Origin of the sequence: Chryseobacterium joostei, assembly GCF_003815775.1 — a bacterium.
Taxonomy (GTDB): domain Bacteria; phylum Bacteroidota; class Bacteroidia; order Flavobacteriales; family Weeksellaceae; genus Chryseobacterium; species Chryseobacterium joostei.
This window is the reverse complement of record NZ_CP033926.1, coordinates 1,322,301-1,339,984: the sequence shown is the minus strand read 5'-3', so window position 1 is coordinate 1,339,984 and position 17,684 is coordinate 1,322,301. Positions and strand designations below refer to the sequence as shown.

Here is a 17,684-nt window from a genome sequence, read left to right as displayed (position 1 = left end):
AGTATGGAAAATGAAAAAAAGAAGACGGAAGATAATAGTATAGATGAACACTATCTGATGTCCATCATGGCTGGTAATACAAAGAAAGAATCACCAATCTTTGAATCAGAACAGCCAAAAGAAAAACTGATTGTAAGGCAAAAAACAAAGAACAAAAAAAATGGTGAAATTACATACGTTGAGCAATTTCTCACCCATCACACGATGACTAAACGTGGGGATAAAAGTATCTATATCCGACCTGAATATCATGAACGTCTTTCCCGCATTATCCAAATCATTGCCGATGACCAGATCCCTTTATATGCGTATTTGGATAATATTTTGGCCTATCATTTCGAAATGTTTGAAAAAGAAATTACAGATGATTTCAATAGTAAATACCGTCCCATTTTTTAATATGAATAGTTATGGAACAACTTGTCATCATAAGTTTATTAATTATTATAGTTATCATTCTCCTGCAAAAGAAGTTATCACGGAGAAAAGATAAGGAAGAAAAAAAGCATACTCAGCTTAATTTGCCTTCTATTATTGGAGATACAAAAAAAGAAGAGAGACAATCAGTGCCATTATATGCTGATCAACGCCAGAGTGAAAATAATAAAATGGGGGTACCTATTTTTGAACCAGAAACCAACAGCCAAGGATTAGACAATAACAATCGGAAGAAAAATTTGGATGAAATATTGGTCAGAAGTGAAGCGTGGGAAGAAGAGGAAGAAGATTGGCTCGATGAGATGGAAATAGAGGTTGAAAGCGGTTTTGCCACAGGGGTTACCTTTCAAGAATTGAATGCTGCTAGTCAGTTTTTCCAGCATGATGTATTGGATCCTGATATTGAAAATGAAGCAGCCTATATTATTCAAAAAATTCAAGGAACCGAGCTTTTCAATCTTTTAGAAAAATCATTAGGGGAGGCATCAAGAAGAGTAGATAATTTATTGAGTAAAAATTATCAGAATGATGGGACACCAATCTCTTCTGATCCTCATAAAGGGTTCGATGGTTTTGATATAGGGGAATTTGTTTAACAAGTTCCCCTTTTTTTCAAAATATATTTAATATTGTACGGTTGTAAATAGGAAAGGATCTGATCAAATTTTGCTATTTCTTCTAGACTATCATTATTCAAAATTAATCCTTGGTTTTTTACATGGGAGCGTATAATTAGTTTAAAAAAATCAAACAAATTTTCTCTTTGTATATCTGAAAATTTATCTATATCACTAAAGATTTCTTCTATTGAATGACTATTTCTATAACCCATAAACTTTCCTACAATCCCTACAAAAATGTCAGAAAGCTGGACCAAGGTATTATCTTTAGAGTCTACGAAACTATAATTCTTAACAGGTTCTCCATCACTCGTAATGTTGAATTTACTAATTGTCTTCTTAATTTCTTCTTCATTATCAAAAATATGATTTGAGTTAAGGAAAGTGTAAATAGGTTTTAAGTAGAAGTTAGATAAGCTGTCAATTAATATATTATCTTTATTATTCATAATAAAGACCAATTCCTTTTGGATTGATGATTCTAGTAAAATAATGAGTGATTGAATACTACCATGATATTCTATTTTTCCCTCATAAGATTCTAAAAGTTGGATGAAATCGTTTATAAAATCATTAAGTTCATGCTTTTTTATATTGGGATATCCATAATTGAAAAATAGCTTTCTAAAGGATTCAGTTTCTTGCTTTACTATTTGATAGAGATCATTTTTCAACGTAAATACTAATTCTTTATTCCGTTTGAATAAGTCTGGGGCATTTCTCACTGCAGAATCTACAATATCTGCAATTGACCAGTATAAAAAATTTAAACTAGAGTAATGTACAAACAATTTACTGTTAAGTATAAATTTAAAAAATAAGCTCAAATTTTTTGATTTTAAACAATCTGTAAAATTACCATTTGCTATCTGTTTGAACTTTACTTCCTTTGCTCTGTTCTTTAAGCTAAAACTAGAAAATAACTCTTTTACATCAGGGGTGTCACCTTCATGCATTATACCACCTAGAATAAAATTAGGTATAAAATCATAATTAAAACCACTTTCTTTTAAATAAAACTTTCTAATGTTATTTGTTTCGTCATAATAGAATTGACCATCTATAGAGAAGTCAATATTAGGATATTCTAGCTTAGAGCGGTTTAATTGATCTCGAAGCTTAGATACTTCAAAATTTATCATTACTTACTATTTTGGTTATTATTTTCTGCTTCGTGCTCAGCGTCTAAAAGAGGTTGGTGCCATTCCCATAGTTCTTTTAAGGTTTTGAAAGTTTGTGGAACGGGATTATTTTGTCTGAAAGCTTCACCAGGGGTAAGCGGTTGATAATGGCTGAAATAACTTTCGCTAGTTCTTCTCGGATTAAATGCTAAAGATGAACCAAAATAATTATTGGTTATATCATAGTGAGAGGTATGAATAAAACCATCCCATCTTTTTCTTAGAATGTCTTCAGGTGTAATATCAATAACTTCAAATTGCTCCATAGCTCTCTCTTCTGGCGTTCCCCAAGCGCCATTTAATAATGAAACAGCTTCTACATCAGATATAGGAGCTCCATAACCAAAAATAGTTGCTCGAATAGAACCACTTTCTTTACTCATCCAATATTTAACACGCTCCCATTCAGTATTAATAAATTCGTCATCGGTATAATTTTTTTGTTCCACAGGATACAATAGCTTTGTTGGTTCCAGTAGTCCATCATCCGGTCTAATCTGATATCCTGCCGGCCCTGCTTTTTTATCTTCATTACTATATCCAATAGCAACATTGCCATGTAAAAAAGAGACATGAGGTCTGTCTTCCGTAAATTGTCTATTTCTCGTGAATGCTTGGTATAGGAATGGGTCCCAGTTAAATGTAGCAATTAAATCCTTAGATCTCAGAGCTACAATCATATAATCATAAATAGTTGGCTCTTCTGGAAGATGCATATCTCCAAAGTAGTATTGAATTCTTGCTTCGATTTCGGTTAGGATTTCTGAATTTGGATTATGTGTGTGGAGATTGCCGTATAATTTCTCAAAGTTACTGTCTCGTAGCTCTTCAGGAACTTTTTGTACTAAATCTTGCAAATCTAAAACTTCAATAAAATTATCCATTGAAGGAAGCCTTTTACCATTGAGTTCTGCATTTCTCATCGTCAATGCAATGCTGGCTCCTGCGCCAAGTATTACCACATGACCACCACCTCCAAATACTTGTTGGATACCTTGTTCTTTTGTCATAGTTTAAAATTTTCCGGTTATATGTTTTCACTAAAATACAAAAAAAAATGCATCTAAGTCATCCAAAGCCAAATCATACCTATTGCAGACACTTGAAAATTAGCCGGTTTTTCCACAGCACATTTGCTCCTGAATCCTGCAGGGAGCAGGGTTTCATTAACCAATTTAAATATTTAAAAATGGAAAAACAGAGAAAAAAACTGCTGTATGCAAGTTTGGCACTTTTCCTAAGTACAGGGGTATTTGCACAAGGTAATGGCAGTGCCGGAATCAATGAGGCCACACAGATGGTCACCTCTTATTTTGAACCGGCTACCCAATTAATTTATGCTATTGGTGCGGTAGTCGGATTGATTGGAGGCGTCAAGGTTTACAATAAGTTCAGCAGTGGAGATCCCGACACCAGTAAAACGGCTGCCAGCTGGTTTGGTGCATGTATATTCCTGATTGTAGCTGCTACCATCCTGCGTTCATTCTTCCTTTAAAAATCTTCGATGATGAATACGTATCATATTAATAAAGGAATAGGACGGACTGTCGAATTCAAAGGATTGAAGGCACAATACCTGTTTATTTTCGCGGGTGGTTTGTTAGGATTACTGGTTTGCATTATGATCATGTATATGGCTGGTGTCAATACTTATTTGTGCTTGGCCACAGGTGGTACCAGCAGTGGTCTTTTGATCTGGCAGACTTTCGCCCTTAATGGAAAATACGGAGAGCATGGTCTGATGAAAATGGGAGCTCAGAAAAAACATCCCAGATATATCATCAGTCGCAAGAGTATTTACCGCTATCTGCAAACTAACCGTAAAAAAGCTTCTGCATGAGAAATTCTTCCAAATCGGCAACGTTGGAGAGTAAATTTCCACTGCTTGCTATAGAAAATGATTGCATTATTTCAAAAGATGCGGACATCACGGTTTGTTTTAAGGTCAGACTTCCGGAATTATTTACGGTTGCCTCGGCTGAGTATGAAGTAATCCATTCAGCATGGTTCAAGGCGATTAAAACGCTTCCCGACTATACCGTCGTTCATAAACAGGACTGGTTTATCAAAGAAAATTATAATCCTGACCTTTCAAGAGAAGATCAAAGCTTTCTTTCCAAATCTTTTGAAAGGCATTTCAATGAAAGACCTTTTTTAAATCATTATTGTTACCTGTTTATTACAAAGACCTCCAAGGAAAGAATAAGGATGCAGAGTAATTTTTCATCTTTATGCAAAGGTAAGCTGATTCCAAAAGAGATTAAGGATAAGGAGGTAATCAATCGTTTTCTGGAGGCTGTCGATCAGCTTGAGCGGATTATGAACGATAGTGGTTATATCCATTTAAAAAGAATGAGGGAGGGTGAAATTTCAGGTACTGCTGAAAAGTCAGGACTCCTGGAACAGTATCTCACTTTATCTCGTGAAACCCATCCTTCACTGCAGGATATCAAGCTGGATTCGGAAGAAATGCGGATCGGCAGCAATCGTCTCAGCATGCATACCTTATCGGATACTGATGATTTGCCAGGTACTGTTTCATCTCACAGCAGATATGAAAAGTTAAGTACAGACCGTAGTGACTGTTTACTGTCTTTTGCGTCTCCTGTCGGGTTGTTATTAAGCTGCAATCACATTTATAATCAATATTTGTTTATTGACAACAGTGATGAAAACCTTTCTAAGTTTGAAAAATCTGCAAGGAATATGCATTCCCTGGCAAGGTACAGCAGAGCCAATCAGATCAATAAGGAATGGATTGAAAAGTATCTGAATGAAGCACATTCTTTTGGTTTACAATCGATACGTGCTCATTTTAATGTGATGTCCTGGTCAGATAATCCGGCTGAGTTGAAGCAAATAAAAAACGATACAGGAAGTGCTTTAGCTTCGATGGAATGTAAGCCTCGTCATAACACCACTGATACAGCCACTCTGTACTGGGCAGGAATTCCCGGAAATGCAGGTGATTTTCCGAGTGAGGAAAGTTTCTACACATTTATTGAGCCAGCACTTTGCTTCTTTACAGAAGAAACGAACTATCAGGATTCACCTTCTCCTTTTGGAATTAAGATGGCAGATCGTCTCACAGGGAAGCCTATTCACTTGGATATTTCTGACCTTCCTATGAAACAAGGAATTATTACGAACAGGAACAAGTTTATCCTTGGACCTTCAGGAAGTGGCAAATCCTTTTTTACGAACCATATGGTCAGACAGTATTATGAGCAGGGGGCTCATGTTCTGCTTGTCGATACAGGAAATTCATATCAGGGATTGTGTGAACTGATCAAAGGTAAGACAAAAGGTGAGGATGGAGTGTATTTCACCTACACAGAGGACAATCCAATAGCATTTAATCCATTTTATACTGACGATGGAATCTTTGATATCGAAAAACGAGAGAGTATTAAAACGCTGATTCTCACCTTGTGGAAAAGAGATGATGAACCGCCAACCCGATCAGAAGAAGTAGCATTGTCCAATGCAGTAAGCGGCTATATTGAAATGATTAAGACTAACAAACAGCATCCCTCATTAAATGGATTCTATGATTATGTCAAGGAGGATTATCAAAAAGTACTGGAGCAGAAAAAGGTCAGGGAAAAAGACTTTGATATTGCCAACTTTCTCAATGTATTGGAGCCTTATTATAGGGGTGGGGAATATGATTACCTGCTCAATTCAGAAAAGCAGCTGGACCTGCTGTCCAAACGTTTTATTGTTTTTGAAATCGATGCCATTAAAGATCATAAGATTCTGTTTCCCATTGTGACCATCATCATTATGGAAGTTTTTATCAACAAGATGAGAAGACTTAAAGGAATTAGAAAATTGATCCTCATTGAAGAAGCCTGGAAGGCAATTGCCAAAGAGGGAATGGCGGAATACATCAAATACCTGTTCAAGACTGTCAGAAAATTCTTTGGGGAAGCTATTGTAGTGACCCAGGAAGTTGATGATATTATTCAGTCGCCTATTGTGAAGGAAAGTATCATTAATAATTCAGACTGTAAGATCCTGCTGGATCAGCGTAAATACATGAATAAGTTTGATGACATTCAGGCAATGCTCGGACTAACGGATAAAGAAAAATCTCAGGTATTATCTATCAATATGAACAATGATCCGAAGCGACTGTACAAAGAGGTTTGGATCGGATTGGGTGGAACGCACTCGGCAGTCTATGCCACTGAAGTCTCAACTGAGGAATATCTTGCGTACACTACCGAAGAGACAGAAAAGATGGAAGTAATGAATATTGCATCAGAACTTGATGGCAATGTAGAGCATGCCATCAAGAGGATTTCTCTAAAGAGAATCAAATCAACCACAGACAATTAATCAACACCTATTTACAACAATGAAAAATTTAATCATTAAAACATTAGTGGTGGCATTCTTCGCTACCTTCACCTTTGCAAAAGCACAATTTGTCGTTACCGATCCTGCTAATCTTGCATCAGGCATTTTAAACTCTGCCAATGAAATTGTGCAGACTTCATCAACGGTATCGAATGTTGTAAAAAACTTTAATGAAGTAAAGAAAGTTTACGAACAAGGCAAGGACTATTATGATAAGCTGAAAGCTATCAACAATTTGGTAAAAGATGCCAGAAAAGTGCAGCAGACTGTTTTGCTTGTAGGGGATGTTTCCGAGATGTATGTCAATAATTTCGGTAAAATGCTGAATGACCCGAATTTTAATGCACAGGAATTATCTTCCATAGCCAATGGTTATTCTGCGTTACTCACTGAAAGCACTGAGCTGCTTAAAGAACTGAAGGAAATCATTACCTCTAATGGTCTTTCTTTAAATGATAAAGAAAGAATGGAAGTCATTGACCGAGTTTACAAAGAGGTCAAGGAATATCATAATCTTGTTAGATACTATACCAACAAAAATATTTCAGTGAGCTATCTGAGAGCTAAAAAGCTGAACAATACCAAAAGAGTATTGGATTTGTACGGAACCTCTAACCAAAAATACTGGTAATATGGAGCCTACGAATTTACATGAAGTTCTACGATCAGTATATGAGGAAATGATGCCATTGTGTGCAGATATGGCAGCCGTAGCAAAAGGGGCCGCGGGGTTAGGAGCCTTGTTTTATGTAGCCATCAAAGTTTGGCAGTCCTTAAGCCGTGCTGAGCCGATTGATCTGTTTCCGATGCTCAGACCATTTGCCATAGGGATCTGCATCATGTTTTTTTCAACCTTGGTGTTGGGAAGTATCAATGGTGTTCTGAGCCCAATTGTTCAGGGAAGTCATTCGATGTTGGAAAATCAGGTTTTGGATTTGAATGAATTACAAGAGAAAAAAGATCTTCTGGAGAGAGAAGCTATGCTTAGAAATCCGGAGATGGCTTATCTGATTTCAAATGAAGAGTTTGATAAAAAGCTTGAAGATCTGGGATGGTCACCTTCTGATCTGGTAACAATGTCCGGCATGTATATCGAAAGAGAAATGTTTGCTATCAAGAAAGACATACGGGACGGTTTCAGAGAATTTCTGGAGATTCTTTTTCAGGCAGCAGCATTGGTCATTGATACGATAAGGACATTTTTTCTGATTGTACTTTCAATATTAGGACCCATTGCTTTTGCAATTTCAGTCTGGGATGGCTTTCAGACCACTTTAACCCAATGGCTGACAAGGTACATTAGTGTGTATCTCTGGCTTCCTGTTGCTGATATTTTCAGTTCTATACTGGCTAAAATACAGTCACTCATTTTAGAGAGGGATATTGAAATGCTGGCAGATCCCACCTTCATTCCGGACACTTCCAATACGGTTTACATCATTTATATGGTGATCGGAATTATAGGATACTTTACCGTACCTACGGTTACAGGCTGGGTAATTCAGGCGGGAGGAGCAGGAAACTTTATGCGCAATGTCAGTCAGACCGCCACAAAGTCGGGAAATATTGCGGGAGCAGCCGCAGGCTCTGCAACAGGTAATATTTCAGGAAGGTTATTAAAATAAAAATACAGTACTATGGAATTTAAATCATTAAAGAATATTGAGAGTAGCTTCAAGCAGATCCGTCTGTTTATGCTGGTTTTTACCCTCCTTTGTTTTGGAGTTGTAGGAGTTGTTGTATTTAAATCATATCAGTTTGCTGAAGAGCAGCGACAGAAGATTTATGTATTGGATAATGGTAAATCTCTGATGGTGGCACTTTCTCAAGATATGTCGATCAACAGGCCTGTTGAAGCCAGAGAGCATGTCAGAAGATTTCATGAGTTGTTTTTTACGGTAGCACCGGATAAAAATGCTATTGAAAGCAATGTGAAAAGAGCATTCAATCTCGCTGATCAATCTGCATTTAATTACTATAAAGACCTTCAGGAAAAAGGATATTATAACCGAATCATTTCAGGGAATATCCAGCAGAGAGTGGAGGTAGACAGCCTAGCTGCAGACTTTGACAGTTATCCTTATACCGTAAAAACCTACGCCAGACAATTTATCATCAGATCAAGCAACCTTACCATAAGAAGTCTGATTACAAACTGCTCATTGGTTAATTCAGTAAGGTCTGACAGCAATCCTCAGGGATTTACCATTGAGAAATTCAACGTCCTTGAAAACAAAGATATTGAAACCGTAGAACGCTAAAAGTCCCCTTATGAAAAGAATAAGAGATAAAATAGAATATTACACCCTGCAAGCAGATAACCGTTGGAAAATTCTTCCTGTTAAGCGACAAAGATTATTAACCAAGCTTTTTTTCGGAGGATATGCTTTGCTCACTTTACTGGTAATTGTTAGTATCTGCATATCGACAAGTCAGAGGAATAATGAAATATCGATCAATCATATTGATGGGATTTCTGGGAGCCCTCAAACAAAGGATACAATACAAGCTAATAAGATTAACTCATTAATTAAGAAATAGAAGGATGAAAGATTCTGAAAAAATAAAAATCACAGAAGATGACCTACCTCAAAATGATAGAGTAATAGGAGATCATCCAAAAGCGAAATGGGAGCAGCTTAAAAAGCCAATGATCTATTGTTTAATGGCTTTATTATGTGCGATTTGTTTATATCTGATTTTTAAACCAAAAACGAATAATACGATTGTTGCAAAGGAAGGCCTTAATGCTGTAATTCCCCAGGCAAAAGACGGTCAGTTGCAATCGGACAAGCAAAAAGCTTATGAGCAGCAGCTTTTGGAACAAAAAACTGAAGAAAAGAGAAATGCCCTCACTACATTATCTGATTATTGGACAGATGAAAATGATGTTAATCAAAATTCCGGATCATCCTTATCTGCCAGTAAATCAGGTGAGCTATCACGTTCAGACCAGAATGCGGTAAATAGTTATCGAAATGCACAACAGACCTTAGGTTCTTTCTATCGGCAGGATAATCAGGAAGTCAATGATCTAAGAAAGGAAATTTCCAGATTAAAAAAGGATGCAATACAAAATAATTCTGTTCCTGCAGGCTTCGGAATCAACGATCAGTTGGAACTGATGGAAAAATCCTACCAGATGGCAGCTAAATACCTTCCTTCCGCTTCGAAAGAAGGGACTATACCAAAGGAAAAAGAAGAAACAAAGCCATCGAATGAAAAGAAGGTTAAGCTTACTGCAGTAAAAGCTACTCATTCCAGAATAGTTTCATCCTTGTACAGAGAACCAGCTGACAGCACTTTTATTCTAGGGTTGAATCATAATAGATTTTTTGACGTACAAAGTGATAAAAAAAAATCAAGTCAATCTAAGAATGCGATAAAGGGTATTGTTTCTGAAACCAAAACATTAGTGAATGAAAGTTCATTATCAATCATGCTCTCAGAAGGTATGCAGTTGGATCGTATAGAAATTCCATCAGGCACAGTGCTCATCGGAACAAGTAAATTTCAAGGGGGAAGACTTCATCTGAAAGTGAGTTCAATTGAATATGAAGGCAGCATTTATCCTGTGGAAATTAATGTATATGACAATGATGGCCAGCCAGGACTGAATGTTCCTTATTCACCTGAACAAAATGCAGTCAAAGATATGGTAGCGAATATGAGTCAGACTTCAGGAACGAATATTATGATGACCCAATCGGCCGGGCAGCAGATTGCATCGGATTTAAGCAGGGGAGTGGTACAGGGAGTGTCTGGTTATTTTCAGAAAAAAGTCAGACAGCAGAAGGTAACGGTAAAAGCGGGTCATCAGATTTTACTTGTACCAAAGAATAACTAATTAAATTAATAAAAAATGAACACACTAAAGAGCCATTATATTTTGAGAATTCTACTGCTGCTCATCCTAAGCAGCAGGTCATTTGCTCAGGATTCCACCACTTCTTATCTTCCTTTAGAGCAAGCACGATTGATACCGTTCAGAATGGAGGTTACCTATAATAAAACATCACATCTCTTATTTCCATCGCCCATTCGATATGTTGATCTTGGAAGCGATCTTTTGGTTGCTAATAAGGCAGAACCTATTGGAAATGTCCTCCGGGTTAAGTCGGCAGTAAGAGATTTCGAAGAAGAAACCAATTTTTCAGTCATTACTGAAGACGGAAAATTTTACAGTTTTGATGCATTCTACAGTCCTTATCCGGCAGTACTCAGTTATGATTTATTAAAACTGCAGAGAGATACGGAACGACAATATTCAACAGATGTTTTATTTGAAGATCTTAAAGGAAGCTCATCTATGCTGACAGCACTTATTATGGAAAATCTTTACCAGAAAAGCAAAAGAACTATTAAGCATATTGTTTCCAAAAATTATGGAATTCAATTCTCAGTCAGGTCATTGCATGTCAATGATAACAAGTTTTATTTCACCTTGGAGGTTGAAAACTCCAGTAATGTGGCATATACTATTGAATGGGTCAACTTCAAGATTGTTGACAAGAAGAACTTAAAACGTATGGTTGTTCAGGACAAGCTTTTAGAACCGATTCGCGTTCATTTTCCTAAAATAATGGCTTCCGCTCATTCGAACATCTTAGGAATTTATCTATTGGATCAGTTTACGCTCCTAAAAGATCAGATTTTGGAAATCGAAATTTTGGAAAAGAACGGGGGAAGACATCAGAAAGTGCGGCTTAAAAATAAAGATCTGATTCATGCAAGGCTAATAACAGATTAAAAATAAAGACCAAATAAAATGAATAAAATGTTTTTAGCCGTAATTTTTATGCTTACCACTAGTATTTTACTATATGGATTTACAATTGTTTCGGAAATGAAAGAGACAGAATTTAAGTTTGATAATAAAAATTAATAAGTGTAGAGGTCAGAATTTTGGCCTCTTTTTCTTTTTTGAGCAAATTAAAGTCACGAAAAATAGTTATTGCGAATATTATTGATATTCAATAGATTTGAATACGATCTGATTCAATACTAGAGTGAAGAGATCATCAATAAAAACTAAAACCAAATTATATTATGGGAAAAAAAACTTCCTTAATCAACTGTCATGCTCATATTTTTACAGGTGATCATGTTCCTCCTTATTTAGCCAAAACATTTCTGCCCTGGCCTTTGTATTATATTTTGTCTCTATCAATAATTGTTGGGGGTTTTAGACTCTATTTTGATACACTAGGGAAATGGAGGTTTAAGCCAAGATACAAGCGCGTTGAATCCATGTTATACGATGTCAAGATTCAGGCCAGTAGAACGATAGCAGGAAAAATAGTAGCTTTTTTATTAGGGATACTTTTATTCGCAAATGTATTCTACATTATTTATGATTGGATTGGTTTAATCGGTTTTTCGCCTTCAATTTTAGGCGAGGAATTGCTTACAATAAGGTCTACATTGGGTTCTTATCATTTAGTACAAAATTTCAAATCATTTTATGTCCAGATTACATTGGTTCTTACTTTTTTGATACTTTTTAAAAGTGGTAGAAATTTTATTTTTTTCATCCTAAAAAAAATATATGCTTTTTTAGGAATTCTTCCAGGAAGGCAGACCAAAGAACTTTTGGAGAGGTATTTAAATATAGGAAGGTATGCTTTTCATAGACAACAAAGTTCTACCTATATGGACCTTCGAGATCAATACCCTAAAAATACTGGATTTGTTATTCTTCCAATGGATATGGAGTACATGGAAGCTGGAAAGTTAAAAAAAGGAAGTGGTTATCTTGATCAGATGGCGGAACTTGTTGAATTAAAACAAAATAAAGAGTTTTCAGATTTTGTTTTTCCTTTTGTTTTTGCAGATCCAAGACGTTTAGAAGAACAGGATGATTATTTTAGATGTAGGATTACAAATAACCATGTTGAACTATTGGATTGTTATATAAAAGAATATATTATGGATCATCATTTTAGTGGATTTAAGATTTATCCCGCTTTAGGATATTATCCATTTGATGAAAGATTGCTACCCTTATGGAAATATGCTGCAGATAATAATTTACCTATCATGACTCATTGTATAAAGGGTACTATTTTTTACAGAGGAACTAAAAAGAAAGAATGGGATAGACATCCTATTTTTCAGCAAAATATTGGAAGTGAATTGTATGAACCGCTTTTGTTGAAACAAACTAAGAATATTGATTTTATAAACAATTTCACACATCCATTAAACTATTTATGTTTACTAGATGAAACACTGCTGAGAAAAGTGGTGAAGGACGCGAAAGATCCTAAAATTCGCGAGTTATTTGGTTATACTGATGAAAAGACTAAGCTTACGTGTAATTTAAGCAAACTAAAGATTTGTTTTGCACATTATGGTGGAGATGATGAATGGAAGAGGTTTCTCGAAATGGAACGCTATGATTTCAGTAAACAAATCATTACACATCCGGATAGAGGGATTAAGTTTTTTCCAGAGAAAAATGAAAAACCAACTCCTGGGAAAATGGAACAATTATGGAAATATGTTGATTGGTATTCACTTATTTCAAGTATGATGTTACAGTATGAAAATGTTTATGCTGATATTAGTTATATTGTTCATAGTGATGAAATTCATCCTTTACTGAAACATTCATTAAAGAATGAAAATCTTAAGGACAAAATACTTTTTGGTACTGATTTTTATGTTGTAAGAAATCATAAAACTGAAAAATATATGCTGGCGGAATGTTATCATAATCTTGGTGATGCGGAGTTAGATACGATTGCATATGTTAATCCTAAACGATTTTTGTTTAACAATATTCATGGGAATATTAAAATTTAGTAAATGGCAGATCAATTTCAACTTTTGATTGAATAAATATGATGATGTAATTTAGATGTATTAACTATAAAGAATAAAGAATAGTCTACTAAAGGCAGCAATATTTTTTGATATACAAAAAAGTGTTTTAGAATATATTGCGCCACATCAATGCAAAAAGATGGTTACGATTATTGTCGTAACCATCTTTTTGCAAAAAAACCGGTAATTTCAAATTACCGGTTTTTCAGTGAGTATAGAGCTATAATTTACCTTCTTCGGCAAATGATAAATAGTCTTCCGAGGTTAAAATACAATGATCCAGCAATTGAATATTTAAGAAATTCGAAGCATTTTTTATATTTTGGGTTATTTTTAGATCTTCATTTGAGGGTTTTAAATTTCCTGAAGGGTGATTATGTGCTAAGATTATAGCGGATGCATTGCATAGTAGGGCTGCTTGCATAATAATTCTTACATCAACTATGGTTGAAGAAATACCTGATTCGGATATTTTCTTTATCCCTAAAACCTTGTTTGCCTGATTTAAATACAATGCAAAAAATGATTCTCTGTAATCTATTTCTTCAAGGTCAAAGTATTGACGGAATACATCAACGGCATCACGTGAACAGCTTATTAATTTCTCAGAGTTTCCTTTTCTTGAATAACTTAGTTTTATTTCATTGACAATATTAAAATCCATGTGATTGCTCTTATACGGCAGAGACTTGAATTTCCCGTACTTGTTAGATTTTTGACTGGTTTTCAGTCTTTTTCCCGATTTATTCCTTATAAGCCTTTCAGGCTTTGCTGAATATTTTTCAAAAGAAAAACCGGAAAAAAGAAAACAGATATGAAGTGTTGTCAAAGAATAAAAACCAAAAGGAAACGGAATAATTGGAGGGTACCTTTAGGGAGGAGACCGTTTATGCCGTAGTCTTTTGTTGGCATAGGCTGCCGGCTTGCAACAATACCTTAGCTGCCTTTTTACCGGTTTATTATGGAAAATATTTTCTTACGTTTATTCCTTGTCCGATAAAAGCCACTGACTGCCAATTATTGCCAAGTGCAGTCAATTTCTTTTGATCTCATTAAAAAGTCATATTTCACACAAAATACGAGTGATGTCTAGTAAAGAAATAATTTTAAATTTGTAAATATGAGTCAATTATCATCCAACCTTTTCATTTCTATAAAGCATTTAATTGATAATGCTAAAACTAGCCTTGTCCGAAATATAAATACCACCATGTTATTGACCTATTTTGAAATAGGGAAAATAATTGTTGAGAATGAGCAGGGTGGAAAGGATAGAGCGGAATATGCTAAGGAAACGTTGAAAAATTTGAGTAAGCAACTGACAAAAGAGTTTGGAAGAGGATATTCTGTTGATAATTTGCAATGGATGAGAAAGTTTTATCTGACATTTCAAAATAGGATTACAGAAAATTACGAAACAGTGTTTCGTATTTCTTCTGAAGATTCAAATTATGAATCAGTGTCTCGTAATTCTATTTTTTCATTATCCTGGTCTCACTACATTCAATTAATGAAAATTGAAAATGAGGAAGAACGAAATTTTTATGAAATAGAAGCAAGTCAGAATAGCTGGAGCGTAAGAGAGTTAACACGTCAATATAGTTCAGCGATTTATGAGAGATTGGTATTAAGCAGGGATAAGGAGGGTGTGAAACAATTAGCACTGAAAGGTCAAATTGTGGAGAAACCTATAGATGTGTTAAAAAGCCATTATGTTCTGGAATTCTTAGATTTAAAAGAAGATAACCGCTATTCTGAAAGTGATCTGGAAACTGAAATCATCAATAAGCTGGAGCATTTTATGCTGGAATTAGGTAAAGGTTTTCTATTTGAAGGCCGTCAGCGTAGATTTACTTTCGAGGGTGACAGTTTCTTTGTAGATCTGGTTTTCTATAATCGCCTGTTAAAGTGCTTCGTTCTTCTAGATTTAAAAATAGGAAAGTTGACCCATCAGGATATTGGACAAATGCAGATGTACGTTAACTACTATGACCGAAAAATAAAGCTTGAAGACGAGAACCCAACCATTGGAATTATTCTTTGTAAAGAAGAAAATAAAACAGTCATAGAATTTACACTTCCAGAAAATAATAAAACCATTTTTGCTAAAGAATATAAAGCAATCCTTCCAAGTAAAGAAGAGCTTAAAAGACAAATTAAATAAAAAATTTGTGTACTATTATTTCAGAAAATCATTGAAGATTTTCAACGCAAAGTAAAGCCATCAACTGCAATCACAGGACGATCAAATGAACTTTGTTTGTCCCTTTCTAAATTACAATTATTGAGATCAAAGTCTCAATCAGATTGTTATGAAGAAAGATAAATCCAAGATTCAACCCGCATCTCAGTACGATATTAAAAAATATATTCCAGCAATAAAGCTAAAGAAAATTCCTCCTGATAAAGCTTTGGAAATCCTTAGAACAGCTGGTTATAATATTAATGAAGAACAATCAGAAGAAATTATGGAATTTCTATACATTATTGTAAAACTTACGCTCAAAGAATTTTTTACATCTGATTGATTATTTGTATTTTAGTGGAATATTAGAATGATGAATTTCTACTGTAACGATTTTTAATTGTTTACTTCCTGAAATTAATTTTTAACGAAATCATCACAATAATGATAATAGCAGATCTATATATAAGAGTTTCCACTGATGAGCAGGCGGAAAAAGGATATTCTCAGAGAGATCAGGACGAAAGATTACGCAGATATTGTACAAACAATGATATTTCCATTAATAGAGTAATCTATGAAGACCATTCAGCTAAAAGCTTTGAACGTCCTGAGTGGAAAAAGTATCTCCTCGAAATCAAAAAAAAGAGTCATAAAAGCAGTTTGGTTCTGTTCACTAAGTGGGATCGATTTAGTCGTAATACTGGGGATGCTTATCAAATGATCAGTTTGCTCCAAAAAAACCACATTATTCCCCAAGCCATTGAGCAGCCTTTGGATATGTCAGTTCCTGAAAATAAGCTAATGTTGGCTATTTATTTATCAACTCCTGAAGTGGAAAATGACAGAAGAGCATTAAATACTTTCCATGGAATGAGAAGAGCAAAAAAAGAGGGACGACTGATGGGGATAGCTCCTTATGGATATATAAACAGAAGTCATGAAGATGGTAAAAAATATATTGCAATTAAGGATCCGGAGGCTTCCAATATTATCTGGGCATTTAATGAGATTTCCAAAGGTCATATTCCTGCTGACCATGTAAGGCTGCAAATGAATAAAAGAGAGGGAGTATCAATGTCAAGAAGCGCCTTCGCCAAAGCGATGAGAAATCCGGTTTACTGTGGGAAGATCTATATTGAAGACTATAAACAAGAGGAAGCTTATTACACTGAAGGAAAACATGAGGCATTGATTAGCGAACGATTGTTTAATCAGGTTCAATACATTATGGACAAAAAAAGGAAAGTAGAGGGTCCTGGTGGAAGAGTTCTTGGAAACGAGCGTTTTCCCCTTAGAGGCCTTCTAGTCTGTCCAAGGTGTGGAAAGAATCTTACAGCAAGCGGTGCAAAAGGAAAGTCTAGAACCTATTATTACTATCATTGCCATTATAAATGTGGATTCAGGTTTGACTCTGACAAGTTAAATGAACTCTTTGAGTTTGAAATTTCTAAACTGGAATACAATCCGATCATCAAAGAACTTATGAAGGAGATACTTTTAGATAATTATAAACAATTCACTTGTGATATAGAAGCTAAAAGAAAGTCGATTTCAAAAGAGATCAATTTACTCAATGAAAAGGTTGCTAATGCAAGAGATAAATATCTTGTTGATAAATTAGATGAAGAGGATTATAAAGAGATCAAAAGGATCACAAAATCACAAATTGAACAATTGGAACAGGAGCTTCAGCAAATGGTTTCGGATAGCAAGGAGCTTGACATTAGAACAAAAATAGAAAATGCACTTGACGGGATGGAAAACCTTGTAAACCTTTATCAGCAGGGTGATCTTCAAACGAAAAGAACGATTGGGTGTTTGATATTTCCCCAAAAAGTTGAATTTGACGGAAAAAGTTTTCAAACACCTAAAATGAATATTGTTGCTCAGTGTATCTACCAGTATAACAATGGATTAGGAAATAAAAAAAACCGACATCGAAGAGTGAAATCTTCAAATGTCGGTCTTGTGAACTTGACAGTAGGCTATTCAAACTCTTTTTTTACTGATTTAGAGAGTGTTTTTAAGTTATGTTGTTGAAATTAAATATGTTGTATGTTTTTT

18 protein-coding genes are annotated in these 17,684 nt (G+C 35.0%); 15 read left to right on the top strand and 3 right to left on the bottom strand.

Annotated elements, in window-relative coordinates; all coding sequences use genetic code 11:
- Positions 1-3 precede the first annotated feature (3 nt).
- Positions 4-399 (top strand): DUF3408 domain-containing protein, encoded by a 396-nt coding sequence (locus EG359_RS06245; RefSeq protein WP_076350913.1) that lies wholly within the window; start codon positions 4-6, stop codon positions 397-399.
- 11 nt (positions 400-410) lie between these two features.
- Positions 411-1,034: a hypothetical protein gene (locus EG359_RS06240; RefSeq protein WP_076350914.1), complete on the top strand. Its 624-nt coding sequence runs from the start codon at positions 411-413 to the stop codon at positions 1,032-1,034.
- Here the strand turns inward: EG359_RS06240 and EG359_RS06235 are convergent.
- Both EG359_RS06235 and EG359_RS06230 read right to left on the bottom strand, forming a co-directional pair.
- On the bottom strand, positions 1,031-2,200 hold the full coding sequence (locus EG359_RS06235; protein ID WP_076350916.1) for a DUF3800 domain-containing protein: 1,170 nt from the start codon (positions 2,198-2,200) through the stop codon (positions 1,031-1,033). The two genes, EG359_RS06240 and EG359_RS06235, sit on opposite strands and share 4 nt — an antisense overlap.
- Entirely contained in the window at positions 2,200-3,249 is a 1,050-nt protein-coding gene (locus EG359_RS06230; RefSeq protein WP_076350918.1) for a hypothetical protein, read from the bottom strand. The genes EG359_RS06235 and EG359_RS06230 overlap by 1 nt, the downstream gene beginning before the upstream one ends.
- Before the next feature lie 179 nt (positions 3,250-3,428).
- Here EG359_RS06230 and EG359_RS06225 point away from each other — a divergent pair, with 179 nt between their 5' ends.
- The 10 genes from EG359_RS06225 to EG359_RS06180 all read left to right on the top strand — a co-directional run bounded on the left by EG359_RS06225 (position 3,429) and on the right by EG359_RS06180 (position 13,411).
- Entirely contained in the window at positions 3,429-3,734 is a 306-nt protein-coding gene (locus tag EG359_RS06225) for a DUF4134 domain-containing protein (RefSeq protein ID WP_076352058.1), read from the top strand.
- A gap of 12 nt (positions 3,735-3,746) precedes the next feature.
- Positions 3,747-4,079 carry a DUF4133 domain-containing protein gene (locus EG359_RS06220; protein WP_076350920.1) on the top strand — a complete coding sequence of 111 codons (333 nt, stop codon included), beginning with the start codon at positions 3,747-3,749 and terminating at the stop codon, positions 4,077-4,079.
- Positions 4,076-6,583 (top strand): TraG family conjugative transposon ATPase, encoded by a 2,508-nt coding sequence (locus tag EG359_RS06215; RefSeq protein WP_076350922.1) that lies wholly within the window; start codon positions 4,076-4,078, stop codon positions 6,581-6,583. The genes EG359_RS06220 and EG359_RS06215 overlap by 4 nt, the downstream gene beginning before the upstream one ends.
- Positions 6,584-6,602: 19 nt before the next feature.
- On the top strand, positions 6,603-7,235 hold the full coding sequence (locus EG359_RS06210; protein ID WP_076350924.1) for a DUF4141 domain-containing protein: 633 nt from the start codon (positions 6,603-6,605) through the stop codon (positions 7,233-7,235).
- A 1-nt stretch (position 7,236) separates the two neighbouring features.
- Positions 7,237-8,229 carry a conjugative transposon protein TraJ gene (traJ, locus tag EG359_RS06205; RefSeq protein WP_076350926.1) on the top strand — a complete coding sequence of 331 codons (993 nt, stop codon included), beginning with the start codon at positions 7,237-7,239 and terminating at the stop codon, positions 8,227-8,229.
- A 12-nt stretch (positions 8,230-8,241) separates the two neighbouring features.
- On the top strand, positions 8,242-8,865 hold the full coding sequence (traK, locus tag EG359_RS06200; RefSeq protein WP_076350928.1) for a conjugative transposon protein TraK: 624 nt from the start codon (positions 8,242-8,244) through the stop codon (positions 8,863-8,865).
- Positions 8,866-8,875: 10 nt separating this feature from the next.
- A complete protein-coding gene (locus EG359_RS06195) occupies positions 8,876-9,145 on the top strand; it encodes a hypothetical protein (protein ID WP_076350930.1) in 270 nt (89 codons plus the stop codon).
- Between the two features lie 4 nt (positions 9,146-9,149).
- Complete coding sequence (gene traM / locus EG359_RS06190; RefSeq protein WP_076350932.1) at positions 9,150-10,451, top strand: conjugative transposon protein TraM; 1,302 nt, start codon at positions 9,150-9,152, stop codon at positions 10,449-10,451.
- A gap of 15 nt (positions 10,452-10,466) precedes the next feature.
- On the top strand, positions 10,467-11,354 hold the full coding sequence (gene traN, locus EG359_RS06185) for a conjugative transposon protein TraN (RefSeq protein ID WP_076350934.1): 888 nt from the start codon (positions 10,467-10,469) through the stop codon (positions 11,352-11,354).
- A gap of 299 nt (positions 11,355-11,653) precedes the next feature.
- The gene (locus EG359_RS06180; protein WP_076350936.1) at positions 11,654-13,411 is read left to right on the top strand and encodes an amidohydrolase family protein; all 1,758 of its coding nucleotides are present in this window, start codon (positions 11,654-11,656) and stop codon (positions 13,409-13,411) included.
- Between the two features lie 241 nt (positions 13,412-13,652).
- Here EG359_RS06180 and EG359_RS06175 read toward each other — a convergent pair whose 3' ends face one another.
- Positions 13,653-14,096, bottom strand: a complete 444-nt coding sequence (locus EG359_RS06175) for a JAB domain-containing protein (RefSeq protein ID WP_076352059.1) — start codon at positions 14,094-14,096, stop codon at positions 13,653-13,655.
- 456 nt (positions 14,097-14,552) lie between these two features.
- On the opposite strand from EG359_RS06175, the gene EG359_RS06170 reads away from it, so the two are divergent.
- From EG359_RS06170 to EG359_RS06160, 3 genes are all read left to right on the top strand, one after another.
- Positions 14,553-15,596 (top strand): PDDEXK nuclease domain-containing protein, encoded by a 1,044-nt coding sequence (locus EG359_RS06170; RefSeq protein WP_076350938.1) that lies wholly within the window; start codon positions 14,553-14,555, stop codon positions 15,594-15,596.
- A gap of 148 nt (positions 15,597-15,744) precedes the next feature.
- Positions 15,745-15,960, top strand: a complete 216-nt coding sequence (locus EG359_RS06165) for a hypothetical protein (protein ID WP_076350940.1) — start codon at positions 15,745-15,747, stop codon at positions 15,958-15,960.
- Between the two features lie 101 nt (positions 15,961-16,061).
- Complete coding sequence (locus tag EG359_RS06160; protein ID WP_076350942.1) at positions 16,062-17,660, top strand: recombinase family protein; 1,599 nt, start codon at positions 16,062-16,064, stop codon at positions 17,658-17,660.
- Positions 17,661-17,684: the final 24 nt, after the last annotated feature.